Below are 25,031 nucleotides of genomic sequence, written 5' to 3'. Positions count from 1 at the left end.
GACAGAGCTCTTTCCCGTTAAAAACAGATCCACTAACTGCTGAGGCTGCTGACAGTGCGCCGCGTCAGGGTCGGCACCGTTCGCCTCACCAAGCCCGTCAGCACGTTGCCGGGGCCGATTTCCCACACCTCTTGGATGCCGTCGGCGGCCATCTGCAACACGGTTTCTCGCCAGCGGACAGGGGCAGTCATCTGGGCCAGCAGCGCCTGCTTAAGGGCTTGCGGATCCCGGCTGGCGGTGGCAGTGCAGTTGCTGTAGACGGGCACTCGCGGCGGCTGAAAGTCAACAGCGCGCAAGGTGTGGGCAAACTCCTCGGCAGCAGCCTGCATAAAGGGCGAGTGAAAGGCGCCACTTACCTTGAGGGGAACGGTGCGCTTGGCCTGCAACTGCTCACAGACGGCCCGCACCCCCTCCACTGAGCCGCTGATCACCACCTGATCCGGGCTGTTGTCGTTGGCAAGGGTGACATCGGGGATCATCTGGCACAGGTGCTCCAGCTTGTCGCGGTCAAACCCCATCACTGCCGCCATGCTGCCCGGGGGATCCCCTGCGGCTTCCATCAGTTGGCCCCGCAGCGCCACCAGCCGTAGGCCGGTTTCGAAATCAAACACGCTGGCAGCGTAGAGGGCGCTGTATTCGCCCAGACTGTGGCCAGCAGTGCAGGCAGGAGCCTGTCCCTGGGCGTAGAGATAGTCCGTCAACAGGGCCGATACGGTGAACAAAGCCGGTTGCGTGTAGCCGGTCTGGTGGATCTGGTCTTCCGACAGAGCTAAGGGATCCCATCCCAACATCTCACGGGCCAAAGCCAACTTCTGGGCTGCTCCCTGCCAGTTCCGCAAGTCCCTTCCCATGCCCACCGCTTGGGATCCCTGGCCGGGATAGATCCAGGCAACGGTCATCAATTCATTTCCCCCAACGAAACACAATCGCCCCCCAGGTAAGGCCGGCGCCAAAGCCCGCCATCACCCCCAGATCGCCGGCGCCAAAGCGTCCCTGCTCGATCCAAGTGGCCAAGGCAATCGGCACCGAAGCGCCCGAGGTGTTGCCGTAATGCTCTAAGACGCTGGCCACCCGCTGCGGATCCAGTTGCAAACGCTTGGCTACCGCATCGAGAATGCGCTGGTTGGCCTGATGAATAAAATATCCCTGTACTGCTTCCGCCGGGATCCCAGCCCGAAAGAGAGCCTTCTCGATGATCTCCGGCACCGCCTGGACGGCAAACTTGTACACCTCGCGGCCATTCATGGTGATGGGGCAGCAGCGATACTGCCCCACCTGCAGGGATCTCACCAGGGGCTTGGCCTCTGTAGCCATGGACAAGCTGAGCAGCTGGCTGCCACTGCCATCGCTGCGCAGCTCAATGCTGAGGATCCCGCCGGTTTCCCCCGCCTCCAGAACCACCGCCCCGGCCCCATCTCCAAACAAGACACAGGTGGTGCGATCTGCCCAGTCCACCGTGCGGGAGAGCACATCCGCCGCCACCACCAAGGCCCGCCGGTACAGCCCGGTTTGCAAAAACTGCGCTGCCGTGGCCACTGCAAAGACAAAGCCTGTGCAGGCTGCCGTCAGATCAAAAGCCACCGCCCGCGTTGCTCCCAGAGCTGCCTGCACCTGAGGGGCCGAGCCAAACCGATCGACACCGGTGGAAGTGGCCAGCAGGATCAAATCCAGGTCTTGAGGCAAGATCCCGGCCTGAGCCAAAGCGGCCTTGGCTGCCTGGACCGCCAAATCCACCAAGCTCAGCTCAGGGGGCAGAATGCGCCGCTGACGAATGCCGGTGCGGGGCCAGATCCATTCGTCGGAAGTTTCGACGATCTGGCCGAGATCGTCGTTGCTCAGGCAGGGATCCGGCAGGGCAGCCCCTGCCCCCACCAGCCGCACGGTCGGGAGGCTATGGCTGGGCATCTTCCACGGGTTCGGGACAGCGGGAGGAAGTCCTTTCCAGGGATCCCAACGGCAAGACTTCCGGGCCAGAGCCAGAGTAGACCTGAAGGGGCCGGGTGCGCCGCCTGGGGTTGGATTCAGGTTCGCGAGGGTCAACCATTTCCGCCTGCAGCCGCTGTAGGATTTTCTGTTCTGCCGCCTCTTTGGCCAGGCGAATGGCGTGGTAGACCATCGGCGCCTTGGAGCTGCCGTGGGTAATCACGCAGATGCCGTTGACGCCGAGCAGCAAAGCACCGCCATACTCCACGTAGTCCATGCGCCGCTTTACCTGCTTGAGGTTGGGCCGGAGCAGCCAGCAGCCCAACTTGCCGCGCCAGCCGCGGGGCAGCTCCTCCCGCAGCACCTGGGTGATCACCTGGCCAACACTTTCGGCAAACTTGAGGAGGGCATTGCCCACAAAGCCGTCACACACCACCACATCAAACTCCCCGGTCAGCACATCCCGCCCCTCGGCATTGCCGGCGAAATGGATCCCTGGCAACTGGGCCAGACGCTGGTGGGTGGCCAGAGCCAAATCATTGCCCTTGTTGGGCTCCTCGCCGATGTTGAGCAGGCCCACCCGCGGACGCTCGATCCCCAGCACGCACTGGCAGTAGAGGGATCCCATGCGGGCAAACTGCTCCAAAAAGCGGGGCCGGCAATCCACATTGGCCCCCACATCCAGCAGCAGCACCGGCTTGCCTTTCAAAGTGGGCAAAAGAGCGCCAATGGCCGGGCGATCGATCCCTGCCAGCCGGCCCAAATTCAGGTAGGCCGCAGCCATCGCTGCTCCGGTATTCCCGGCGGCCACCACGGCATCCGCTTGGTTGGAGCGCACCTGTTGCATCGAGATGTTGATGGAGGCTTTGGGCTTTTTGCGCACCATCAGCGGCTCTTCCGCCATGCCCACATCGTCCTCGGCAGGCACGATGGTGATCCCAGCAGGCAAGGGCTGAGGCAAAAAGGGCTTGAGGGAATCTGGACGACCGACTAGTGCAATCCCGACCCGGAGCTGCCGATGGGCCAGCAGGGCGCCCTTGATGATCTCTTCGGGAGCGTAGTCACCCCCCATCGCATCGACCGCAATTCGCACAAGCTGACCTCACACTGGAATATCCTTGGCAACTGCAAGCAAGAAGCGGGGCAAAACGCACTAACCTCTGCAGTCCCCTCGCCCGAGAATTGGGAGCCCCAGTGGCTGCAGGGTGCTAGCGAATTTTACCAGATTTGTTTTCCTCAATTAAGGCCGCAGTTCCGCTTGCGCCGGTTCTCCCCACCCCCCACAGGAAACTTGAACTCCCTCACGCCTGCGCGAGGGTAGCCAGGAGAAAGTGTACCTGTTGGACGTGGTCGCGTGCGGTGGAGTTTCTGGCTTGGTGTTGGCTCAGCTCCGTCTCCAACTGCGCCAATTCTCCCGCCAACGCTGCCCACCGATCCCGCTCTGGGTAGAGGGTGGCCTGCAGGTGATTGAGGCGACCCCAGGTTTCTGCCATGGCCTGGGCGCGCGCCCGCAGGGATCCCTCCTCTTGCTCCAGGTGTTGCCACTGCTGCTCCAATTCCTGCCGTTGGCGGGCGAGCTGCTCCTGCTGAGAAGGCAAGGACGATTCCAGTTGTTGAATGAGGGTTTGCAGACGACCTTTTTCTTGGAGAAGATCCTGCTTCTGGCTGCCGATCTGTTCCAGAAGCGGCCCAATATCGACCTGAACCGGGGCAGCAGCTTGATTTTGCAGCTGTCTAAGGCGGGCTTCCTGGCGGGTCAACTCTTCATACTCTCGCTGCAGGTTTTTTTCCTGAGGCAGCAGGGCTTCTTCCAAAGCACTGCAGGCAGACTGGGCATAGTCGATATCCATCTCGATGTCAAACCGCTCCTCTGGAGAGGCGCTGGCCAGCCGCTCTTGCAGCTCCCGCAGGGTTTGCCGGTTTTGCTCCAGCTCGGCCCGCTGCTGGCTGACCTGGGCCGCCCGCTGCTCGTAATCCCGGCGCAGTTGGCTGACCAAAGCCGCCAGCTCCTCGACCGAGATCGCCGGCTCCCCAGCCCTGCCGTTGCTGCTGCCATCGACGATAAAGTCGTACTCCTGCACCAGACGAGAGGCTTTCTGGTATAGGCTCTCTTGAGATTGCAGCTGCTGGAGAATCCTCTGCAGGTGCTCTTGATGGGCTCGCAGGGATCCCTGTCGAGTTTGCCACTCTGCTTGGCTTTGCTCCAGGGATTGTCGGGATCCCCACCAAGCGGTGTGGCGTTCTTGCCAAGCGCGGTAGTCTCGATCCAGCTCGTCTTGCCGGGCCTGGGCCTGCTGACGTTCTGCTTCCAGTTGGGCAATCTGTTGATTCAAGTGCTCCTGCTGCTGCTGAATGTGGCTTTTCAAGCTTTGCAGAAGCGCCAAGGGATCCCCAGCCGGATGTAGAGTCTCCTGGAGCTGCTGCACCAAAGCCTGTAGCTGCGCTGCTTCTGCCTCCCCCAAGCGGCTGGAGCGAGCTTCTTGCAACTGGGCTTCCAACTCTTGCCGCTGCCGATTCAGAGCTTCCCGCTGCTCTCCGAGCAGGCGCTGTTGTTCAGCCAAGTAAGCTTGCTGGGCTGCCAGTTCCTCTTTGAGGCTGTCCAGAAGTTTGCGATCTTCCTCCACACTCTTGTATTGCTCATACAGCCGCTGCACCTCTTCTTCCTGGGCTGCTAGCTCCATCTCGCGGCGGGTAAGCTCATGCGCCTGAAAGGTGAGGGACTGTTTCCAAACCTCGATCTCCTCTTCCTGGCTGCGGGCTCTGAGCTGAAGTTGGCTGAAGTTTTGCAGATAGGTCACCAGTTGGCGAGCGGCTTCGCTGATGCGGGCGACCTGACGGTTGCCGGAGATTTCCGCCAGCACCAATGACCCATCCTTGAAGCGCCCAGCCTCCTGGGCGATGCGGCCTTCCAAGGTAATGGATTCTTCGTTCACGGCCACCCAGGTATTGTCCTGCTGCTGCTTGGCCAGCAATTGCAGAGACGACTTGGCAAATCCAATCGGCTTGGATAGCTCTGCTAGGTACAGCACGCCTGAACTCCTCTAAAACAGCATGGACAGCACCAGCCTTGACCCCACCGAGCCACTGCCCCTGGCCGGGGAAAAATGGACGGCCGCCAGAACATGGCTCGCCGAGGCGCACAAAGACTACACCACCTTTCTAGACTCAACCATAGGGTAAAAAAAACGCCTTCGCCAGATGAGTTTTGGGGATGCCTGGGGTAGCTATTCAAACCGGTGGCGGAGCACTAAGGTAGTCTAGGGTGTGGTGTAGGGTTCTGCTCAGGGTTTGTATGGAGCTGCAAGGTGAGCCGCTTTCTATTCGTCGGCGTTCTCCTGCCCCGCCGGTGGTCGTAGCCTCTCAGGTGTACCAGACAACAGCGCCGGAAGCCAAGCCGCGCCACATTTTGGAAGAGATCGTCTGGCACAAAGAACAGGAGGTGGAGCGCCAACGGGAGCAGCTTCCCCTGAAGCAATTGCAACGGCAACTGGATCAAGCCCCGCCGGTGCGGGATTTTGTGGCGGCTCTTACCCAGTCGCCTCACCCTGTTTCCTTGATTGCCGAGGTCAAAAAAGCCTCCCCCAGCCGCGGCGTTCTCCGGGATCCCTTTGACCCGGTAGCCATTGCCCAGAGCTATGAAGCCGGTGGGGCCAGTTGCCTCTCGGTGCTCACAGATGAGCGGTTCTTTCAGGGCAGCGGCGAGTATCTGCGCCGGATCCGTCAGGCAGTAGGGATCCCCATCCTCTGCAAGGAGTTCATCCTCTACCCCTACCAAATCCTCTGGGCCCGCAGCCTGGGGGCAGATGCGGTGCTCTTGATTGCCGCCATTCTCTCGGATGCGGATTTGGGCTACTTTCTCAAGCTGATTCGGCAATTGGGCATGGCGGCTCTGCTGGAGGTGCACACTTCCCAAGAGTTGCAGCGGGTGTTGCGTTTGCCTCAACTGCAAGACTCCAGGGGGCAGGTGCTCATTGGCATCAACAATCGCGATCTGAGAACCTTTGCGGTGGACTTAAACACAACGCGCAACCTGTTGGCCGCCCACTCGGAGCTCCTTGGCGATCTGCCTGTGGTCAGCGAGTCCGGCATCCATACCCCCGCCGATCTGCAGCAGTTGCGGGCCTGGGGGGTGCGCTCTGTGCTGGTGGGGGAAGCGCTGGTGACCCAGCCGGATCCCGGCCAAGCTGTGCGCCACCTGTTGTCATCTCAGTGAATGAAAACCATTTATCAATGGATCTCTGCGAGAACAATTGATCTCTAAGGATTGCTTGGATCGATGAAACGTATTCCTGTGCCGGCTCATATCCACTACGAATTTCTGCTGCGGGTGTTGGAGCGGCAAACCTTTCCGGCAGTGGAAGAACAGGATTTTGGCAACCGAGGCCGCACGCAAGAGCTGATCAACTCCCTGCGCAAAGCCCTCACCCAACAGGTGCAACTGGAGGAAGAGTGGCGACAGCGGGGCTATCAGGTGGACTACCGCTGGAATATGGACGAGCCTCAGCCTCCCTCTTGACCTTCCAGCCCACTGTAAGGTTTAGCATCCTTTCAGTGGCATTGGGGGGGTTTTCCAAGATGCAGGTTGTTTTGACGGTGCCCAAGCTGGCCTGTGGGGCCTGTATAGACACCATTGCGCAAGCGGTGCGGCAACTGGATCCCCAGGCGCAGGTGGAAGGGGATCCCAAAACCAAACAGGTGCGGATTACTTCTGAGCGGCCTGTGGGCGATTTGCGGCAGGCCCTCACCCAGGTGGGATATCCCCCGGCCTAGTCAAGGCTGGGTCGAGAACGGTCGGGCGTCTGTTTTGAATTCCTGTACAGATGGCTGCCTTCGCCCTGCCCAGGGTGGAGAGTAGCTGTCGTTTCATCAACAAGGTGTTGCCATGCCTGCCCCTGAAAAGTCATCGGCTGCACTATCGGCCTCTGCGCCTTCTCCTGAGGGCACTTGGCAGTTGGCCCTGCAAGGGATGAGCTGTGCCTCCTGCGCCCGCAGCATCGAACAGGCCCTCGCTCAGGTGCAGGGGGTGTCCCACGGATCAGTGAATTTTGCCAGCGAGCAGGCCACCGTCAAAGGGGATCCCAGGCTGGTGGATCCGCAGGCGTTGATTCGGGCGGTGGAGCGGGCGGGGTATCGGGCGCGCCTTATCCAGGAGGATTGGCAGCTGGACGATCTGTCGGATCCAGAGCGGATCGCCCAACGGGCCGCAGAACGGGAACTGAAGCTCAAGGTGGCGATAGGGGTGGGCATCAGCACGGTGCTGGTGATCGGATCCCTGCCGATGATGCTGGGGATGGACATCCCGGGCTTTCCCATGTGGCTGCACAATCCTGGGTTGCAGTTGCTGCTGACGGCTCCGGTGCAGTTTTGGGTGGGCAAGCATTTTTATCGAGGCGCTTGGGCCGCTTGGCAACGGCGTTCGGCGGATATGAACACGCTGGTGGCCTTAGGGACGAGCGCGGCTTTCTTCTATTCCATTTTCCCAACGGTTTTCCCCGACTCTTTCCATCGGCAGGGACTGCATCCCGATGTGTATTACGAAGTGTCGGCGGTGGTCACCACCCTGATTCTGGTGGGTAAGTGGATGGAGCAACGGGCCAAAAGGCAAACCTCTGAGGCCATTCGCAAGCTGATCGGGCTGCAACCGAAAACGGCAAGGGTAATTCGCCATGGGGTGGAGCAGGATATTCCGATTCGGGAAGTGCAGGTGGGGGATCGGATCCGGGTGCGCCCCGGCGAGAAGGTGCCGGTGGATGGGGTAATCCTAGAGGGATCCTCCACCCTCGACGAGTCGATGGTGACCGGCGAGAGCCTGCCTGTACTCAAGTCGGCGGGGGATGAGGTGATTGGGGCAACGCTGAATCAGACGGGCAGCTTTGTGATGGAGGCGCGGCGGGTGGGCAAAGACACAGTTCTGGCCCAGATCGTGCGCCTGGTGCAGGAAGCTCAGGGATCCAAAGCCCCAATTCAACAGGTGGCGGATCGGGTGACTGCCTGGTTTGTGCCGGCAGTGATCGGGGTGGCAGTTCTAACTTTTGTGCTCTGGTGGGTGTTGGCGGACAACCTGACGCTGGCCTTGGTGAACACGATTGGGGTGCTGATCATCGCCTGCCCTTGCGCGCTGGGGTTGGCAACCCCCACCTCGATCCTGGTGGCCACGGGACGAGGGGCAGAATTGGGGATCCTGGTGAAAAGTGCCGACAGCCTGGAATTGGCCCACCACTTGCGCACGGTGGTCTTGGACAAAACCGGCACCCTGACCGAAGGTCGCCCTACCGTCACCGATATTTGGGCTAATGGCTCCTCTCCCCTGACGGTGTTGCGCCTGGCAGCGGCAGTAGAGCGGCACTCGGAACACCCTTTGGCCCAGGCGGTGGTGCAGAAAGCCGAAGCCGAAAAAATTGTGATCCCTCCTGCCTGGCACTTTCAGGCAAGGGTAGGCAGTGGGGCAGAAGCCTGGGTGGAAGACCAGTGGATCCGCATCGGTCGGCTGAGCTGGCTACAGGAGATGGGGATCCCTTGGGATCCCTCTTGGTCAGAGCGGGTTCAGAATTGGGAAAGCCAGGGCAAAACGGTGATCGGCGTAGCCCAATCCCAGAGCCTGGTGGGGCTGCTGGCCATTGCCGATCCGCTCAAACCCACCTCTCCTGAGGCAGTGCAACAGCTGCAACAGATGGGTCTAGAGGTGATCCTGCTAACCGGGGATAACCCCACCACGGCCCAAGCGGTTGCCCGGCAGGCAGGCATTCAGCGGGTAATTGCCCAAGTCCGTCCGGATCAGAAGGCCGCTTACATACGCAGCCTAAGACAACCGCGACGGCGGGTGGCGATGGTGGGAGATGGCATTAACGATGCTCCGGCTCTGGCAGAAGCGGATGTGGGGATCGCCATCGTTACGGGTACGGATGTGGCAATGGCCGCCAGCGATATTACCCTCATGTCGGGAGATCTGCGGGGAGTCGCCACTGCCATTCAACTCAGCCGGGCCACCCTCAACAACATCCGCCAGAACCTCTTCTTCGCCTTTATCTACAATACGCTGGGGATCCCGATTGCCGCTGGGGCGCTCTATCCCTTTACAGGCTGGCTGCTCAACCCCATGCTGGCGGGGGCAGCCATGGCCCTGAGTTCCGTTTCGGTGGTCGCCAATGCCCTGCGCCTGCGACACTTTCAGCCCCCCAGACCAGCGGGCCGGCGTTAGGCCCTCTCCCAGGGGCAAGGGGGATTAGCGCGGCAACAGTTTTGCTGCCCTTTGAGCATGAGTCTGCCGTACCGCTCATGCCTCAGGGCTATCTTCTGGCAGGCAAGAACATCCCCCCCGGGAGCTTGGTGAATGGCAAGCGGCAAGCTAACCTAAAAGGCTCAGGCAGACTGGGGAAAGCGCGGTGCAAGTCCGCCACTGTGACGCAACTGTGATGGGATCCCTCCCTCAGCCAGAACACCCACCTGCCGTTGTCCTGTACCCCTTGCGATTCACAAGGAACGGAGTTTTTTGTGTTGAATACCCTCAGTGTTTCCCCTCCCCTTTCGGTTGGGCAGCTTGCTTCTCCTTCATTGCCCCTATTGCTTATCGGCCACGGATCCCGCGACCCTGAAGGGCGGCAAGCCTTTCTGGAGTTGGCCCAAGTCTACCAATCCCTCACTCCCCATCGACCGGTGATCCCTTGTTTTCTGGAGCTGACCCAGCCAACCATTGCCCAGGGGGTAGAGCAGTGCTTGGCCCAAGGGTGGCAGGAGATCGTGGCCCTGCCGCTGTTGCTGTTTGGGGCCCGCCACAACAAGTTCGATGTGACGATGGAATTGGATCGCCTGCAGGCCCTCTATCCCCAGTTGCGCATTCGTTACGGTGGGCCGCTGGGGATCCGCATCGAGATCCTGCAACTGCTGCGAGACCGATTGGCTGCTCTGATAGCTGCCCAACCGCAGCGGATCCCAGAAGCAGAAACCGTGCTCCTGTTTGTGGGTCGCGGCTCCAGCGATCCCGAGGCCAATGCCGAAGCCTGTAAACTGGCCCGGTTGCTTTGGGAAGGATCTGGGTTTGCCGCTGTGGAAACTTGCTTTATCGGCATTACCCATCCCCGCCTGCCCGTGGGATTGGAGCGGGCCTTGTCCTGGCAGCCGCGCCGGGTGATCGTGCTGCCCTACTTTCTGTTTACGGGGGTGTTGGTGAAAAAAATCGAGGCGGCAGTGGAGAAACAACGACAACGACAGCCGGAAATCGACTGGCTGATGCTGCCGGAATTGGGCCTTGTGGATACGGTGCTGCACAGCCTGCAGCAACTGGAGCAGGAAGCCCTGCAGGGCCAAACCCCGATGAACTGCCACCTGTGCAAGTTTCGCCTGGCCGTGAGCGCAGAGGTCAGAGCTGGGCATACCCATCACCATCCTCACGAGCATCATCACCACCATCACGGGCACGGATCCCATCACCACCCTCATTCTCACCATCACCCTCAGCACGGCCACACCCACGCAGCGGCTGGGGATCCCTGGGCCCAATTAGAGGGCTACCACCAACGGGCTTGGCAGGTGCCCTAAGAGGGAAACAGAGGCTGCTGGCGGGATAAACTGAGTGCAGACAGGCCATTTTTGAACCTGGTTTTCCCGCTCTAGCGGTTGTGATGACGAAAAAACGATGATGCTCTCCCGCTCCTCTTGGGTTTCAGGTGCCGCTGCCGCGGGGAGCGGGATCTTTGTTTTCGCCCTGGTGGTGGGGCTGCTGGATCAGATCCTGCCCACCCTGCCCAAGGTTTCCTTATCCTTGGCCGGGATCCCTGGGATCCTGGCTGGAATTGGGTCTGCCTATGGGGTTTGGCAGGTGGTTCAGATGGGTCTGCAGTCGGCTTCCTGGAGCGACTTTCGAGAATCGCTGGTGGCGACCCTGTCTCCCTTTGATCCTGCCGATTATGGCGGCAACCCTCGGCAACCCGAGGAGGATTCTCTCCCTTTGCAGTCGGTTGACGAGGATCCTCAAACCCAGATCCGCGATCGACAAATTCTTGATCAAGCTGAGCAGCAGACGGAAACTGAAACCGAAGTAAGCGAACACACTCAAGTAAGACTGCAGGGCGAGCAGCACCAGGATCAAGCTTCGCAGGCCAAGGCCCAACAGTTGCAGCCCCTACAAGAATTGTCATCACCTTCTTCCCCAAGCCCTGAGTCGGCAAAACCCACACCAGAGCCAGAGCTCAACCAAAAACTTCGCCAACTCCAGATGCAGGTCGCCCAGATGCAGGTCGCCACTCTGAAAATAGAACTGGAACTCCAAGAAATCCAACTGCAGCAGTTGGAGGTGAGGCGGACTCGGCTTCAGCAGCAGAAGCAGAAACTCAAGCACGTTCTGCGTCGCACGGCGTCCGAAAATCAAAGGCTGCGCTTCTTACAGGAGCAAAAAGCCCGGCAACTGGAGCAAACTCAGCAAGAGCTGCAAGCTTTGCGGGAGTCCTACCGCGCCTTGCAAGTTCTACAGGAAATAAGCTTCACCCTAACCCAAAACCTATCTCACAAAATAGCCGAAACGGAACCCTCTAAGCCCTCCGGCTAGCCGAAGTCTCAACTCACCCGTTTCAGGACAAATACACTCCCCTCGCTGCCCCGGCCCATCCGCAAATCTTCATCCAAATAGGTGATATCCAGCCAACCCGTTGGCTCGCGGCGGCGGATATCGATTTGAATAGCCGGGATCCGCTCCGGAGCCCGCTCGAGCAAATAGAGAAAACTCTCGATCTCGTAGCTCATCAAAGCTTGGGATCCGAGCACCAATCGCTCGAAAATCACCCTCACCCGGCGCTCAGATTCGGGGTAAAAGCGCGCTGATACAGCCAAGACTCCCCGTGGCATCCAAGCCTCCAGCCAACCGGATCCCTGGATCTCCGCCACGTTGAAGACCCGTCCAGCTTTGGCCCGAATACACTGGTAGATCTCGCCGGTGGTCAAAAAAGGCAACTGTGCCAGCCGCAGCAGAGCTGTGCTGGTGGTAAAGAGGGTGAGCCAGTTCCCCTCCAACCCTTCAGGGGCCGATGTTGGCTTGGGGGTGGGGTTGAGCGCTTCTAGGACGGCAATTTGAGACAGGATCTGGGCTTGCTGCTCAGGGGAGACTTTCCGGCCCCGGTCGGTCGCCTCCAGCAGGTGCAGCAGAGCCGATTTTTGCTGAGCCAGGGCCATGAGCACACTCCAAGGCATCAACCCCATTTTAGAGAACGCCAGATCCGGCTGCCCTCAACCGTCTTCTTCTACGGGTTTCAGATTTAGATCTGCCACCTGCTCATACCCTAGCCCGGCCCGCACCACCAGCGGCTCGGATCCGGTCAAATCGATTACCGTAGAGACCTTGGCCCGGCGGGGGGCATCGTCATCCAGCACCAGATCCACCTGTTTTTCCAACTGCCGCATCTCTTCAGCCGCAAAGATCCCACCCTCATCCCAGGGGTCGCTCTCCCACTCCCAGGCTTGCCCAGAACTTAAGTCCAGGGATCCGACGGGATCCCCCCCCAGCTTGGCAGAGGTGGAGACAATTGGATTGCCCAACTCTTCCAGCAAAGCCTGACAAATGGCCGAGTCGGGCACCCGGATGCCGGTGGTTTTCCGCTTGGGATCCATCACCAACCTGGGCACCAGCTTGGTGGCCGGCAACAGAAACGTAAACGGGCCGGGGATCAGCCGCCGCATCAGCCGATAGGCCGAATCGGTTACCTGGGCATAGTGGGCAATGCGTGAGAGAGAAGGGCACAAAAAGGTAAGAGGCTTGTCGTTGGAGAGCTGCTTGATACGGCGTACCCGCTCCACTGCTTGTTTGTGGGTCACATCGCAGCCAATGGCATAGACTGTATCGGTGGGGTAAAGCATCACCGCCCCCTCCCGCAAAGCCGCCGCAATCCGCCGGATGGAACGGGCCTGGGGCTGTTGCGGATGCAGCTTAAAGTACTCGGCCATCGGGCAGATGGGAAGAGGTCAAGACTCGGAGCAGCTCCCCCCCAAAGGGTTTTCCACAAGAGGGCGAGGGGTCGGTGGCACCGACGCGGGCGGGGATCCCTGAGATTCGGGCCAGTCCTTCAGTTGTTGCATCAGGGCTTGGATGTGCAGACGGGGCAGATAGGGCCAGTCGCCGGCTTCTTCCAAATCCTGAAGCACCCGATACAGAGCTTGACGGGTGTTGGGCAAAGACTCCCGAAAGGCACCTTCCAGGATCGCGCGGTGCAACTCCTCCAGCAGCCGCAGGAGCATCAGCAGCTCCACACACGCTCCCGCCCTCGCCTGAGCCGCCTGTTCAACGGCCAACATAATCTGACGCAAATCCGGTGGCAGATCCTCCGCCGAGATATACATGGCCACTCGTCTCTGGGTTCTGGGAAGGCAGGGGCTTTCCCATTCTAAGATTCTTCTGCCTTAGGACTGGATGGCTCCCACAAGATCCAACTGCGCAGGCTGTTGGGATCCCCGACCCAGGCACTGCCACACCCGCTGCAAGAGGGGATCCAGCCCCTGCTTGGCAATCGCAGAAATGGTCACCACCGAAGTGCCGGCAGCAGCAGACAGCCTCTGGGCGCGCTCGGCAACCTGCTGGGGATCCAGAACATCGATCTTGTTCAAAACCAGGATTTGTGGCTTATCGATTAACCCGTGGCCGTAGGCGCGCAGCTCCTGCTGAATAACCTGGTAATCCTTGACGGGATCCGCCGCCGTGCCATCCACCAAATGAATCAGTACCCTGGTACGCTCCACATGGCGCAAAAACTCATGGCCCAGCCCCACCCCCAAGTGCGCCCCCTCGATCAGCCCCGGAATATCGGCAAACACCACCCCATCTCCCGATGGATGGGGCACCACCCCCAAATTGGGCTGCAGCGTGGTGAAGGGGTAGTCAGCAATCTTGGGCCGGGCAGAGGAGACCACCGAAATCAGAGTGGACTTGCCCGCATTGGGCAGGCCGACAATGCCCACCTCGGCAATCAACTTCAGCTCCAGGCGCAGGCGCACCCGTTCTCCCGCTTCGCCCTTGGTAAATTGGCGGGGGGCACGATTGTGGTTGCTCAAAAAATGGGCATTGCCTAAGCCGCCTTTGCCCCCACGGGCTACCAGCAATTGATCCCCCTTGCCCACCAGATCGCCCAACAATTCCCCCGTCTCCGCATTGAACACCACAGTACCGCAGGGCACCCGCACCAGCCGATCCGCACCACTGGCCCCGCTGCGATGGTTGGGCCCCCCTTTGGCCCCGTGTTCCGCCTTGATCACCGGTTGAAAGCGAAAATCCAACAGAGTTTGCAGGCCGGGATCGGCCACCAAGATCACCGAGCCGCCCCGCCCGCCATTGCCGCCGGATGGCCCCCCAGCCGGCACATACTTCTCACGGCGGAAGGCAATGATGCCATCCCCGCCATTTCCCCCTTGCACTTCAATTTCGGCTTGGTCGATAAAGTGCAATCGTTCTTCTCCCAAATCTTCTATCTTCCAGCTTGGCAAGATGCCGGAAAACTTGCCACAAAAGACGCTCCTCTAAGCTACGATGGTATTTCCCAGCCACATCCTCCCCAGGTGGGAAAGTGGAAGTGGGATCCTGCCAAACTCGATTGGCCTTCTACCCTTTATCCCGCGCAACTGATCTGTTACTGCACCCCTATGAGTCGATTCACTGCTGCCGATGTAGGTTTTACCACTGAAGACTTTGCCGCCCTTCTGGATAAGTACGACTATCACTTCAGCCCTGGCGAAATTGTGGCGGGTACAGTATTCTCGGTGGAGCCACGCGGTGCTTTGATCGATATTGGGGCCAAAACGGCTGCCTTTCTGCCGCTCCAGGAGATGTCGATTAGCCGCCTGGAAGACCCGCACGAGATGCTGCAGCCGGGAGAAACCCGCGAGTTTTTTATCCTCACCGAAGAAAACGAAGAGGGACAGCTGACCCTCTCCATCCGCCGCATCGAGTACATGCGGGCCTGGGAACGGGTACGGCAGCTCCAGAAAGAAGATGCCACCGTTCGCTCAACCATTTTTGCTACCAACCGAGGTGGAGCCCTGGTGCGGATTGAGGGGCTGCGGGGCTTTATCCCCGGATCCCACATCAGCACCCGCAAGCCAAAAGAAGAGCTGGTGGGCGAAGAGCTGCCCCTGAAGTTTTTAGAGGTGGACGAAGACCGCAACCGCTTGGTGTTGAGCCATCGCCGCGCCTTGGTGGAGCGGAAGATGAACAAGCTGGAAGTGGGCGAGGTGGTGGTTGGCACGGTGCGGGGCATCAAGCCCTATGGTGCCTTCATCGATATTGGCGGCGTCTCCGGCCTGCTGCACATTTCCGAGATCTCCCACGATCATGTTGACACGCCCCACAGCGTCTTCAACGTCAACGACGAAGTGAAGGTGATGATCATCGAGCTAAATGCGGAGCGGGCGCGGATCTCGCTGTCCACCAAGCAACTGGAGCCCAATCCCGGCGACATGATTCGGGATCCCAAGCTGGTTTACGAGAAGGCTGAGGAAATGGCAGCCAAGTACCGTGAGCAACTGCTGGCCGCTAAGCAAGGACAAGCGGCAGAGGCCCCACCGGAAGTGGTGGAAGAGGAGCTGGAATACGCGGCGACGGCTGTGGAATGATCACAAACTTTGCGTATTTCTGCCTGCTACAAGGCTTAGCTAGGCCGCCGAGAAGCCCGGCCCTCTCTCGCTTTAGCGGCGCGGAGCGCTTTGCATCAGCATGAGTGCGGAAGTATGTCACGGCATGAGCCTTTGGTTCCATCAGTGTGAGTGGGGAGCTGAGGAGCGATCCATAAGCCCGTGGGGGCGGGGGCAGTCCAAATGTCCGAAGAGACGGGTACTGCTGCTGTGGCGAAGTAGGCCGACGGCGCTCACGCAGGGCTGCAAACCTGCGCCAGTAACGGGAATCCCCCGCTCCTGAGCTTGAGGAGATGGTCAAAGACTGTAGATCTGCCCATCCATGAGCAGATGGGTGATGCCTTTCTTTTGCAGTTGGGTGCGCACAATCTCCAGGATGTAGCCGGGAAACTGGATCACCCGGTAGGGCGGGTAGGTGTTGCTGCCCCGACGGCTCATTTCGGAAAAGCGACGGGCCACCTTGTGGTTGTCGAAAATGGGCAGCGTATTGGCGTTGTCGATCCCTTCGATGGGCAGGGATCCCGAGCCAAAGAATTCTTTGAGAGGGCGGGTGGTCAGTTCTTGGTAGCGGTCAACAACGACATAGCAGGTTTCCGGTAGGGTGAGCTCTTCCAGGGGTAATACCTGAATTTGATAGCTGGGATCGGTGAGGGGATCCTCTTCTGGCCCATCTTCATCTTCTAGGAGATAGTCAGGGTCGTCCTCATCTTCGTCCTCGTCTTCAAGGTCACGGTCTTCTTCGGTCTCTTCCTCCACATCCTCCAGATCTTCCCGAAGCCCAGCCGCCAACGGCAGTTCTTCTGGGGGCAGTTTTGGCAGAGACTCTGTTCCAGCGGTGTTATCCTCGCCTTCCTCGTTTGCGTTCGGCTCTGCGGGGGGCTCCGGCAAGGGACATGGAGAAGGCAACTCCGGCTCCAGCGGCAAAATCTGCTGCTCTGGGGCTGGGATCCCGCCAACAACAGCTTTTTCCCCCATGTCTTTGCGGCGGGCAGCCGAGCGTTTGAGATGGATCAACCGCTGATACTCATCGGCAGCGATATTTTCCTTCAACACGCGGGTGATGGTGGTGATGCTCACCTGAAATTGCTCCGCCAATTCGACGGCGGTCGCTGCTGAGCCGCGGTAGGCGCTAACAATTTGCTGTTGTTCTTGCTCTGAAAGTTTGCTGCGAGCCATCCCAGGTCACCCAATCCAAAAACCGAAAAAACTGAAGAGGATCCTTAGCCAGCGGCGGTTGCCCCACACACCCGGCTGAGGCCGGCAGCCAGCTGTTCCGGCTCCAGCCCTTTGCCAATCAACACAATTTTGGACAAGCGGGGCTCATCGGGATCCCAGTCCCGTTCCAGAAAAAGGGTTTGCCGCTGGCCCACCTGATGAAAGATAACCCGCTGCGGCTCATCCACAACCCACAGCACCCCCTTGGCGCGAAAAAGGGTCTCGGGCATGTCTTGTAGCCAATCGCGAAAAGCCGCCAAATCCAGCGGCTGCTGCAGTTGAAAGCTCACCGATTGGATCCCGTCTTCCTCGAGGTGATGGCTATGGTGGGCCTCAGTCTCTGCATTGGGGAGCCTGGGATCCCACAATTCCGGACGAAAGGCATGCACATCCAAGATGCGGGCCAAGGGCACCTGGGCATGGGTGGTGAGCAGGCAAGGGGCATCGGGGTTGTAGCGGCGCAGATCCAGAAGGATCCGCTCTCGTTCGGCTTCGCCGATTAAGTCCACCTTGTTGAGCAACACAATGTCGGCACTGCTGATCTGGTGGGCAGCAGTTTGCGAGCGCCGGAAATTCTGCCAGTATTCGGCCCCATCCACCAACGTCACCACACCATCCAGGCGCAACTCCTCATGAAAAGTCCTCTGCACAAATAGCTCCGTCACCTGCCTGGGATCCGCTACCCCACTGGTTTCCACCACCAGGTAATCCAACGCCTGGGCACGCTGCAGCAGCTCTCGGGCTGCCTGTTCAAAATCTTCTCGCACCGTGCAACAAAGGCAACCATTGCTGAGCTGCATCAGCCCCTCTTCGGGCAGATTGATCAGCTCTCCATCGATGGAAATTTCGCCAAACTCGTTGAGGATCACTCCAATGCGCAACCCATGCTCCTCCTCCAAGATGCGCTTGAGTAGGGTAGTCTTACCACTGCCCAAAAAGCCCGTCAAGAGGGTAACCGGAAGCTGAGTTTTCATTGCCAATTCGGTCTACAACCAACAAATCCTCTCTAGTTCCCCACAGGCTCTACCAAGAAAACTGGGTTTAAAGCCCCGCCCTTCCAGGGCAGCTTTGTACTACTTTATACGTTTGTTATAGTTATATGTGTTTGTTAGCAGGGGCAGGGTAGTCAACTGCTCTCGCCTACGGCGGCGCGGAGCGCTATAAAAACCCGACAGTCTCGCGACTGGATCCAACCTAAACTAAATAGGTTTTAGTGCTATCGCAGAACCAGGAACCAGAATCCCTTTCCTTCGGGCAGGGGGGATATCAACAGCTTAGCCTTAGACTTACAGTCATTTCGATTCAAACTAGGACACTTTGCCCACACCTAAACCGTTGGTCGCGTCGTCGCGTCAGCGTTGCGAAGCAATATAGGGGGCCAGAAGGCTTTTCTCAGTAGCTCAGGTTCCCCATCTTAACCTGAAACAACCATAACCATAATTTTGGATTCCACCCAATGGCAAGTCCAACAGAAGGATCGGCAGCTCAGCAAACGTCGGCGCCACTTCTCTGGGTGAAAGCCTCAACCACTCCCCTTGCCGAATGCAGACTGCTAACCCCGTTCGGATTTTGGGGATCCCTGTAGGCGGAGCAACTCGATGGGTAGGCCATCGGGATCGGCAATGAAGGCCACCTCGTAGATTTGATTGCCGATTTGCTGCTGCTGGGGCGGGAGCAGCAGGGTGAACGGCACTTGCGCCTGCAGATGCTCCAAATAAGCGGCCAAGGATTCCCATGCAGGCTCGATCTCCAAAGCGGGATGGTAGTAGCCCACATAGTGGGGATCCCCAAAGGGATCCGGGGCAGGCCGGGGATCCGGCACCTGCATCAGCTCTAAGCGCCCCCAGGGACCACGCATCCAGCAGGCCAGCGTGATCCCGGCAGTAAAGCGTTCTTCCACCGCAAAGCCCAGCCCCTCGTAAAAAGCGATGGAGCGGAAGATATCGGCGGTGCGAATGGAAAAATGGTGTAGTTTCATCGTCCTGCAAAGCAGCCAGATGGGGCCAGACCGCTCGGATCATCGCCGATGACGGCTGGTCAAGCGCAGGTAGACTTGCTACGCTCCAGAAAAGTAGGCTGTCTATCTTAAGCACCTCTTGCAGTGTATGCTGGCCCGCCCAATCCTTGGGGCGGGAAATGCGACAACCTAAGCCGATTGCTGCCAACCTCAATTATGCCTAAGCTGGTCATTGTCGAATCTCCCACCAAAGCCCGTACCATCCGTGGATTCTTGCCCGCAGGGTACGAAGTTCAGGCCTCGATGGGACATGTGCGGGATCTCCCCGATTCGGCATCTGAAATTCCAGAAGAATTGAAAGGAGAAGAGTGGAGCCGCCTGGGGGTCAATGTCCACGCCGACTTCGAGCCCCTCTACGTCATCCCCAAGGACAAAAGAAAGGTGGTCAAGGAGCTGAAGGAAGCGCTCAAGAAGGCGGACGAGCTGATCCTGGCCACCGACGAAGACCGCGAAGGGGAAAGCATTAGCTGGCACTTGCAGCAGGTGCTGCAACCCAAAGTGCCCACCCGCCGCATGGTGTTCCACGAGATTACCCGCGAGGCCATTCAGGAGGCGCTGCAAAACTGCCGTGAGGTGGATGAACAACTGGTGCGTGCCCAGGAGACCCGCCGCATCTTGGATCGCCTGGTGGGCTATACCCTGTCGCCGCTGCTGTGGAAAAAAATTGCCCCCAAACTCTCGGCAGGGCGGGTGCAGTCGGTGGCGGTCAAGCTTTTGGTGGATCGAGAGCGGGAGCGGCGCGCCTTCAGAAAAGCCTCCTACTGGGATCTCAAAGCGGAGCTGCAGCCCAAAACGACCGTCGCCGGCCAGCAGGCTGTCTTTCCAGCAGAGCTGGTGAGCTTGGGTGGCAAACGCCTGGCCAATGGGCAAGACTTCGATCCCAGCACCGGCCAGCTCATTGCCGGGCGGGATGTGGTGTTGTTGGATCAGGCCCAGGCCGAGGCCCTGCGGGATCGCTTGCTGGGAAAAGCCTGGATCGTCAGCTCTGTGGAAGAGCGCCCCTCCACCCGCAAACCTGCCCCTCCCTTTACCACCTCCACCCTGCAGCAGGAGGCCAACCGCAAGCTGCACCTGTCGGCCCAGCAGACGATGCGCATTGCCCAAAAGCTCTACGAAGAGGGCTACATCACCTACATGCGCACCGATTCGGTCCACCTGTCGGAGCAGGCCATCCGCGCTGCCCGCGCCTGCGTGGAGTCGATGTACGGCAGAGAATATCTCAGCCCCGAGCCCCGTCAGTACACCACCAAAACCAAAGGGGCGCAAGAAGCCCACGAGGCCATTCGTCCTGCTGGATCAGAGTTTCGCCTGCCCAGCCAAACCCCCCTCTCCGGCCAGGAGCTGGCCCTCTACGACCTGATCTGGAAGCGCACCGTCGCCAGCCAAATGGCTGAGGCGCGGCAGACCCACACCATCGTACTCATCGCCGTAGACGATGCGGTGTTCCGGGCCAGCGGCAAGCGCATCGATTTTCCCGGCTTTTTCCGCGCCTATGTGGAGGGATCCGACGACCCCGATGCTGCCCTAGAGGATCGGGAGGTGCATCTGCCCCTGTTGCGGCAGGGGGATCCCCTCCGCTGCCAGAAGCTGGAACCCGTTGCCCACGAAACCCAGCCTCCAGCCCGATATACGGAAGCCTCCTTGGTCAAGGTGTTGGAAAGTGAGGGCATTGGCCGCCCCAGCACCTACGCCACCATCTTGAATACGATCATGAGCCGTGGCTACGTCAGGCCGATGGGGAATGCCCTCGTGCCCACCTACACGGCTTTTGCAGTCACCGAGCTACTGGAAAAATACTTTCCCAACCTGGTGAATACCCGCTTCACCGCCGAGATGGAGCAAACGCTGGACGACATTGCTTCTGGACAGGCGGAGTGGCTGCCCTATCTGCGCCATTTCTTCTTGGGCGAGCAGGGTCTCGAGGGACAGGTGAAGGCGCGCGAGCTGGAAATTGATTCCGGCCTGGCCCGCTCCATCCATCTGGAGAACCTGCCTGTCAAGATCGGCATTGGCCCCTATGGCCCCTATGTAGCAGTTGAAACTGAGTCTGGAGAGGTGCGCGCCAACTTGCCGGAGGATATTCCCCCCGCCGATCTGAGCGCAGAACACATTGCGGAGCTAATCCAGCGGAAGCAGGAAGGCCCCAAGCCCATTGCCTTTCACCCGGAAACCCAAGAGCCCATCTACGTGATCCCGCAGGGCCCCTATGGCCCCTATGTGCAGTTGGGGGAAGTTTCTGAGGACAACAAAAAACCCAAGCGCACCTCCCTGCCCAAAGGGTTGAAACCGGATCAGGTCACGCCAGAGATTGCCTTGGGGTTGCTGAGCTTGCCTCGCACCTTGGGGGAACACCCGGAATCGGGGAAAAAGGTGCAGGCCGGTATTGGCCGCTTCGGCCCCTACGTAGTCTGTGATGGCGATTTTCGCTCTCTGCCCGCCGAGGAGGATGTGCTGACCATCAGCCTGGAGCGGGCGCTGGAGCTGCTGGCCCAGCCCAAGAAAAGCCGTGGGCGCGCCTCGGCCAAGCCGCTGCGGGAGCTGGGATCCCATCCTGAGGATGGTGAGCCGGTCAATCTGCACGACGGCCCCTACGGGCTGTATGTCAAACATGGCAAGGTCAATGCCTCTTTGCCCAAAGGGATCCCTGCCGAAGCGGTTACCCTGGAAATGGCTCTGCAGGTGCTGGCTGAAAAAGAAGTCTCTTCTGCAGAGGTCAAGGGGAAAAGCCGCTCGACCGCTTCTGCAGGTAAAGCCCAAGCCAAAGCTGCCTCCAGCAGCCCTACAGCCCAGCCGGCTGGAGATGCTGTGCCGCAGAAGCGGCGTAAAGCACAAACCACTTCCACCGGCGGCGGGATGGCCAAAGAGCCGCAAGCGAATGGGTCAGCCCAGGTGGGATCCCGTCCCACCATTGTGAAGATCACCCCCAAAGCCCCCGCCTGAGGTCAGCTTCTTGGGGTGCGATGGCCCAAGGTCGCCTGCTCAAGGTGGCTTAGGGGTTAGCCATGTAACAGTTTTGCTGACGACACAACTGCTTCAAGGGCCGCAAGCAGCGGCCACAGCGGCTTCCCGATTGGCAATGCAACCCATTGCTTCTGCAAACGGCAAGGGATCCTGCTGCTGGCGCTTGAGAATCTGGGCATGTTCCAGCTCACTGCAGTAGCAGTAGGCAGGATGGCGACGATGGGGGTGTGCAAGGGACACGGGAGTAAATGAGAGTTGGAGTCGGGGCCAACAGCCTTCAGCTCAACGTTATCACCTGGGTGCCGGGGAAGTAGTGATTGAGGATTTGCGGCGCTGTGTAGCCCTGCTCGGCCAAGCCGCGGGATCCCCACTGACACAGTCCCACCCCATGCCCGGCTCCGCGATAGGTAAAAAGGTACACTTCCTGCTGGCCGGCCTTTGGCTGGAGACGTTCCCATGTGAAGCGGTTGCTGGGGAGGATCCCCCAACCCAGGGTTTGGCCAAGGCGCAGCACAAACTCTTGGCCAGTCAACAGTTGGGATCCAACGCGGATGCGCAGGGGGCGACCCCAGGGATCCGACTGCACAATCTCCAGATCGCCGTTGCCGAAGGCTGGCTCCAACTCCCGTCGGCTGAGCCGGACGCTGTGAGGGCCATAGAAGGGAGAGGCGCGACACCCGTCACAGATCACCCCTTGTAGGTAGGGGCGGGCGGGTGGGGCAAAAATATCCTGATTGGCGCTGGTGTGGCCCCCACAGGTGGAGTGAAACAGAACCTCTATCGGCTGGCCGGCATGGGTTAGGATCTGCCCTCGGGTTGCCCGCACCGCAGCAGTGGTCGCCGCCGTCTCATAGGCCAGGCCACCATAGAACTGGTGGGCGGTGGAGTCTTGCAATGGCCTTATCGGGGCAGAGGGCCATTCTCTTCTGGGGCCGGGGTGCAGATGGGGAATGGCCAAAGTGCGGGCCAAGATGGCTTGCGCCTGCAAGGCGGCGGCTGGCCAATCGGCAGGCATTTCGCTGGGCACCAAAGCCAGCAGATAGTCTTCCAACTTGACCCAGTTCACCAGATGCAGGCGACCTGAACCCTCCGGGCAAATCTGTACCCAACCCCGATAGCGACGCTCCTCCCCTGCGAAGCGGCGCAGGGCTCCCCCCTGTAGCCAAAGGGATCCCTGGTAGCGACGAGGCTGTCCCGGCCCGGTCAGAAGGAGCTCTTGGCGGCGAACCTGTAACTTCCAGGTGCCTGTTGGAAAAGGCTGCTGATTTAAAACAAAAGGGCCCATCAGCTCCAACTCGACCAAGGGATCCGCACTCCAGCGGCTGAACAGCTCCACGGCCAGCCAATCTCCGCGCCCGGACGTTTGGGCCTGCCGAGAGCCTCCCCAAACAGCCCACAGGGATCCCAGCACCATCGCCCCCAACTGTCGTCGCCGCATAGGCCCCATCCGGGCATCCTCTATCGATAGACCATTCCCCCAGAAATACTGTCAAGATGAGCTGGCCAGCAAAGGATCGTATCCCAGTTGCTGGGTAAGCCGGGCGCGGGCCAATTCCCGATATTCCCAAAAGTGTTCTCCTGCAGCGCAGAGGCCCAAATATAGGTTCAGCAGGCTCGGTTTCTGTCGCCAAATCGTCCATAGCTGCCGCCAAAATTGGGCGCGGATTTCGGGATGAAGGATCCCTTGCCGCCAGATGAGTTGTAGAAGCAGATGGATCCCTTTGCGAAGGGGCAGCTTCATCATTTGCCGCCGGCCATCTTTGATGCCGATATTCAGGCATTGTTGCAGGCAGCGAGACAAATATCGTGCAGGATCATACAGTTTCCAAAAACTTTCCAGATACTCTCGGGCAATCTCCGATAGAGAACGGGTGGGAATGAAATTCATCAGCGTATTTTGATCGCCGAACTCAGTCACGCCGATCCCTTCCAGCAAACGTTCCTCCTTCTTCAAGCGATTCCAGAGTTGCGTGTTTGGCAAAGCCTGTAAAATGCCTAACATCGGCTGAGGAATACCGGTTTGCTCGACAAAAGCCTGAATGCGCTCCCCTGCTCCTGGCCGCTCTCCATCAAAGCCCAGAATAAACCCAGCATAGATCAGCAGTCCGGCCTCGTTGATCTTGCGACAGGCCTCCACCAAAGGGTGACGGGTATTTTGTAGCTTTTGAGTCATCTGTAAGCTGTCTTGGTCTGGGGTCTCAATGCCCAAAAAGACAGCATAGAAACCCGCCTCTACCATTAACCTCATCAGTTCTTCATCTTCGGCCAGGTTGACTGAAGCCTCTGTCATAAAGGTAAATGGATAGTTGCGCTTCTGGCTCCAGGGGATCAGCTCTCGTAAAAATCGCTTGACGTTGCGCTGATTGCCGATAAAATTGTCATCCACTACAAATACCGAACCCCGCCAGCCCAAGTCATAGAGGGCCTGTAGCTCAGCTAGCACTTGACTTGGCTCTTTGGTTCTTGGCTTGCGTCCGTAAAGAGAGATGATATCGCAAAACTCGCAATTGAAGGGGCAACCTCGTGAAAACTGGACTGACATCATGAAGTATTGATCCATGGGCAGCAGATCAAACCTTGGCAAAGGACTTTGGGTTACATCCGGTTTTTCCGCAGCCCGAAAAATGCCCGACTCTTGCCCAGCTTCTAGAGCCTTGACAAAGGCCGGTATGGTCACTTCCCCTTCATCCAAAACCAAATAGTGAGCACCAGATTCCAGGGCATCCTGTGGCACAGAAGTTGGATAGGGTCCGCCCACCGCTACTTTTTTGCCCAACTGCACCGCTTTGCGAATGAGGGCGTGGAAATCCTGCTTCTGCACCAACATGGCTGACAAGATCACCAGATCGCACCACTGCCAATCGGCTTCTGTTTCATCAGCTACATTGCGATCCACAAAGCGAATCTCCCAGTGTTGGGGCAGCAAAGCAGCAACGGTGATCAAGCCCAGAGGTGGCATTAGCGCTTTTAGCCCCACCATCTCAATGGTGCGATTGTAAGACCAGAATGATTGAGGAAAACGCGGATAGAGCAGCAACGCCTTCATACCAACCAGCTCCTGAGTTGCAGATCGACCAACTTGATCCCCTACTGGTTTCCTATCGATTTGCTAGGCTTAGATAAAGCAGCCACAGATCAAACGCCTGCTCGCAATATCCTGCTGATGTTAGCCATTGGCAGATCTTGTGCAGGCTATCTGTGGAGAATCCTATGGTTCTGCGGCAAAAACTTAGCGGGCAGGGCCAATGGAGTAAAGCTTATCGGGATCCCTTAAAGTTGGTTTTGGTTATCGTCGGGCTGAGTGTTGACGTTC

22 protein-coding genes and 1 riboswitch are annotated in these 25,031 nt (G+C 59.1%); of the genes, 8 read left to right on the top strand and 14 right to left on the bottom strand.

Translation table 11 applies throughout. The features are described 5' to 3' along the window. Positions 1 to 32: 32 nt before the first annotated feature. The 4 genes from fabD to hmpF all read right to left on the bottom strand — a co-directional run bounded on the left by fabD (position 33) and on the right by hmpF (position 4,952). A complete protein-coding gene (gene fabD / locus ACVWXZ_RS05245) occupies positions 33 to 899 on the bottom strand; it encodes an ACP S-malonyltransferase (protein WP_457482242.1) in 867 nt (288 codons plus the stop codon). Between the two features lie 4 nt (positions 900 to 903). Continuing rightward, positions 904 to 1,905: a beta-ketoacyl-ACP synthase III gene (locus tag ACVWXZ_RS05240; RefSeq protein WP_457403287.1), complete on the bottom strand. Its 1,002-nt coding sequence runs from the start codon at positions 1,903 to 1,905 to the stop codon at positions 904 to 906. After that, entirely contained in the window at positions 1,892 to 3,016 is a 1,125-nt protein-coding gene (plsX, locus tag ACVWXZ_RS05235) for a phosphate acyltransferase PlsX (protein WP_457482241.1), read from the bottom strand. The genes ACVWXZ_RS05240 and plsX overlap by 14 nt, the downstream gene beginning before the upstream one ends. Positions 3,017 to 3,224: 208 nt before the next feature. Beyond that, positions 3,225 to 4,952: a pilus motility taxis protein HmpF gene (gene hmpF / locus ACVWXZ_RS05230; protein WP_457482240.1), complete on the bottom strand. Its 1,728-nt coding sequence runs from the start codon at positions 4,950 to 4,952 to the stop codon at positions 3,225 to 3,227. Positions 4,953 to 5,215: 263 nt separating this feature from the next. Here hmpF and trpC point away from each other — a divergent pair, with 263 nt between their 5' ends. From trpC to ACVWXZ_RS05200, 6 genes are all read left to right on the top strand, one after another. Beyond that, positions 5,216 to 6,136, top strand: coding sequence for an indole-3-glycerol phosphate synthase TrpC (gene trpC, locus ACVWXZ_RS05225; protein ID WP_457403291.1), 921 nt, complete (start codon positions 5,216 to 5,218; stop codon positions 6,134 to 6,136). 63 nt (positions 6,137 to 6,199) lie between these two features. Next, positions 6,200 to 6,439: a DUF5340 domain-containing protein gene (locus tag ACVWXZ_RS05220; RefSeq protein WP_041436722.1), complete on the top strand. Its 240-nt coding sequence runs from the start codon at positions 6,200 to 6,202 to the stop codon at positions 6,437 to 6,439. 59 nt (positions 6,440 to 6,498) lie between these two features. Continuing rightward, positions 6,499 to 6,693, top strand: a complete 195-nt coding sequence (locus ACVWXZ_RS05215) for a heavy-metal-associated domain-containing protein (protein ID WP_099813329.1) — start codon at positions 6,499 to 6,501, stop codon at positions 6,691 to 6,693. A 112-nt stretch (positions 6,694 to 6,805) separates the two neighbouring features. Beyond that, positions 6,806 to 9,121, top strand: a complete 2,316-nt coding sequence (locus tag ACVWXZ_RS05210) for a heavy metal translocating P-type ATPase (RefSeq protein WP_457403293.1) — start codon at positions 6,806 to 6,808, stop codon at positions 9,119 to 9,121. 127 nt (positions 9,122 to 9,248) lie between these two features. After that, positions 9,249 to 9,384, top strand: a riboswitch (cobalamin riboswitch). A gap of 30 nt (positions 9,385 to 9,414) precedes the next feature. Continuing rightward, complete coding sequence (locus ACVWXZ_RS05205) at positions 9,415 to 10,458, top strand: sirohydrochlorin chelatase (RefSeq protein ID WP_457403294.1); 1,044 nt, start codon at positions 9,415 to 9,417, stop codon at positions 10,456 to 10,458. Between the two features lie 97 nt (positions 10,459 to 10,555). Then, positions 10,556 to 11,464: a hypothetical protein gene (locus ACVWXZ_RS05200; RefSeq protein ID WP_457482239.1), complete on the top strand. Its 909-nt coding sequence runs from the start codon at positions 10,556 to 10,558 to the stop codon at positions 11,462 to 11,464. 8 nt (positions 11,465 to 11,472) lie between these two features. Here ACVWXZ_RS05200 and ACVWXZ_RS05195 read toward each other — a convergent pair whose 3' ends face one another. From ACVWXZ_RS05195 to obgE, 4 genes are read right to left on the bottom strand one after another with little or no spacing between them, the layout of a single operon-like run. Continuing rightward, complete coding sequence (locus tag ACVWXZ_RS05195) at positions 11,473 to 12,102, bottom strand: PAP/fibrillin family protein (protein WP_457482238.1); 630 nt, start codon at positions 12,100 to 12,102, stop codon at positions 11,473 to 11,475. A gap of 36 nt (positions 12,103 to 12,138) precedes the next feature. Next, a complete protein-coding gene (locus ACVWXZ_RS05190; RefSeq protein ID WP_457403298.1) occupies positions 12,139 to 12,852 on the bottom strand; it encodes an L-threonylcarbamoyladenylate synthase in 714 nt (237 codons plus the stop codon). Between the two features lie 18 nt (positions 12,853 to 12,870). Further along, on the bottom strand, positions 12,871 to 13,245 hold the full coding sequence (locus ACVWXZ_RS05185; RefSeq protein WP_457403299.1) for a hypothetical protein: 375 nt from the start codon (positions 13,243 to 13,245) through the stop codon (positions 12,871 to 12,873). Between the two features lie 60 nt (positions 13,246 to 13,305). After that, on the bottom strand, positions 13,306 to 14,343 hold the full coding sequence (gene obgE / locus ACVWXZ_RS05180) for a GTPase ObgE (RefSeq protein ID WP_457403318.1): 1,038 nt from the start codon (positions 14,341 to 14,343) through the stop codon (positions 13,306 to 13,308). 195 nt (positions 14,344 to 14,538) lie between these two features. On the opposite strand from obgE, the gene ACVWXZ_RS05175 reads away from it, so the two are divergent. Continuing rightward, positions 14,539 to 15,507, top strand: coding sequence for a 30S ribosomal protein S1 (locus ACVWXZ_RS05175; protein WP_457482237.1), 969 nt, complete (start codon positions 14,539 to 14,541; stop codon positions 15,505 to 15,507). Positions 15,508 to 15,822: 315 nt separating this feature from the next. Here ACVWXZ_RS05175 and ACVWXZ_RS05170 read toward each other — a convergent pair whose 3' ends face one another. The 3 genes from ACVWXZ_RS05170 to ACVWXZ_RS05160 form a co-directional block, all read right to left on the bottom strand. Continuing rightward, positions 15,823 to 16,701, bottom strand: a complete 879-nt coding sequence (locus ACVWXZ_RS05170; protein ID WP_457403300.1) for a hypothetical protein — start codon at positions 16,699 to 16,701, stop codon at positions 15,823 to 15,825. Positions 16,702 to 16,745: 44 nt separating this feature from the next. After that, positions 16,746 to 17,714 (bottom strand): CobW family GTP-binding protein, encoded by a 969-nt coding sequence (locus ACVWXZ_RS05165; protein ID WP_457403302.1) that lies wholly within the window; start codon positions 17,712 to 17,714, stop codon positions 16,746 to 16,748. A gap of 578 nt (positions 17,715 to 18,292) precedes the next feature. Continuing rightward, complete coding sequence (locus ACVWXZ_RS05160) at positions 18,293 to 18,718, bottom strand: VOC family protein (RefSeq protein WP_457403304.1); 426 nt, start codon at positions 18,716 to 18,718, stop codon at positions 18,293 to 18,295. Positions 18,719 to 18,913: 195 nt separating this feature from the next. Between ACVWXZ_RS05160 and topA the strand changes: the two genes are divergently transcribed. Then, a complete protein-coding gene (gene topA / locus ACVWXZ_RS05155) occupies positions 18,914 to 21,697 on the top strand; it encodes a type I DNA topoisomerase (RefSeq protein WP_457482236.1) in 2,784 nt (927 codons plus the stop codon). A 93-nt stretch (positions 21,698 to 21,790) separates the two neighbouring features. Here topA and ACVWXZ_RS05150 read toward each other — a convergent pair whose 3' ends face one another. From ACVWXZ_RS05150 to ACVWXZ_RS05140, 3 genes are read right to left on the bottom strand one after another with little or no spacing between them, the layout of a single operon-like run. Further along, the gene (locus ACVWXZ_RS05150) at positions 21,791 to 21,958 is read right to left on the bottom strand and encodes a hypothetical protein (RefSeq protein WP_457403307.1); all 168 of its coding nucleotides are present in this window, start codon (positions 21,956 to 21,958) and stop codon (positions 21,791 to 21,793) included. 37 nt (positions 21,959 to 21,995) lie between these two features. Continuing rightward, positions 21,996 to 23,156 carry a SpoIID/LytB domain-containing protein gene (locus ACVWXZ_RS05145; RefSeq protein ID WP_457403308.1) on the bottom strand — a complete coding sequence of 387 codons (1,161 nt, stop codon included), beginning with the start codon at positions 23,154 to 23,156 and terminating at the stop codon, positions 21,996 to 21,998. A gap of 51 nt (positions 23,157 to 23,207) precedes the next feature. Continuing rightward, positions 23,208 to 24,764 carry a B12-binding domain-containing radical SAM protein gene (locus tag ACVWXZ_RS05140; RefSeq protein WP_457403309.1) on the bottom strand — a complete coding sequence of 519 codons (1,557 nt, stop codon included), beginning with the start codon at positions 24,762 to 24,764 and terminating at the stop codon, positions 23,208 to 23,210. Positions 24,765 to 25,031 lie beyond the last annotated feature (267 nt).

The organism is Thermostichus sp. MS-CIW-38, from assembly GCF_054058415.1.
This window is presented reverse-complemented; position numbering and strand designations above follow the sequence as displayed.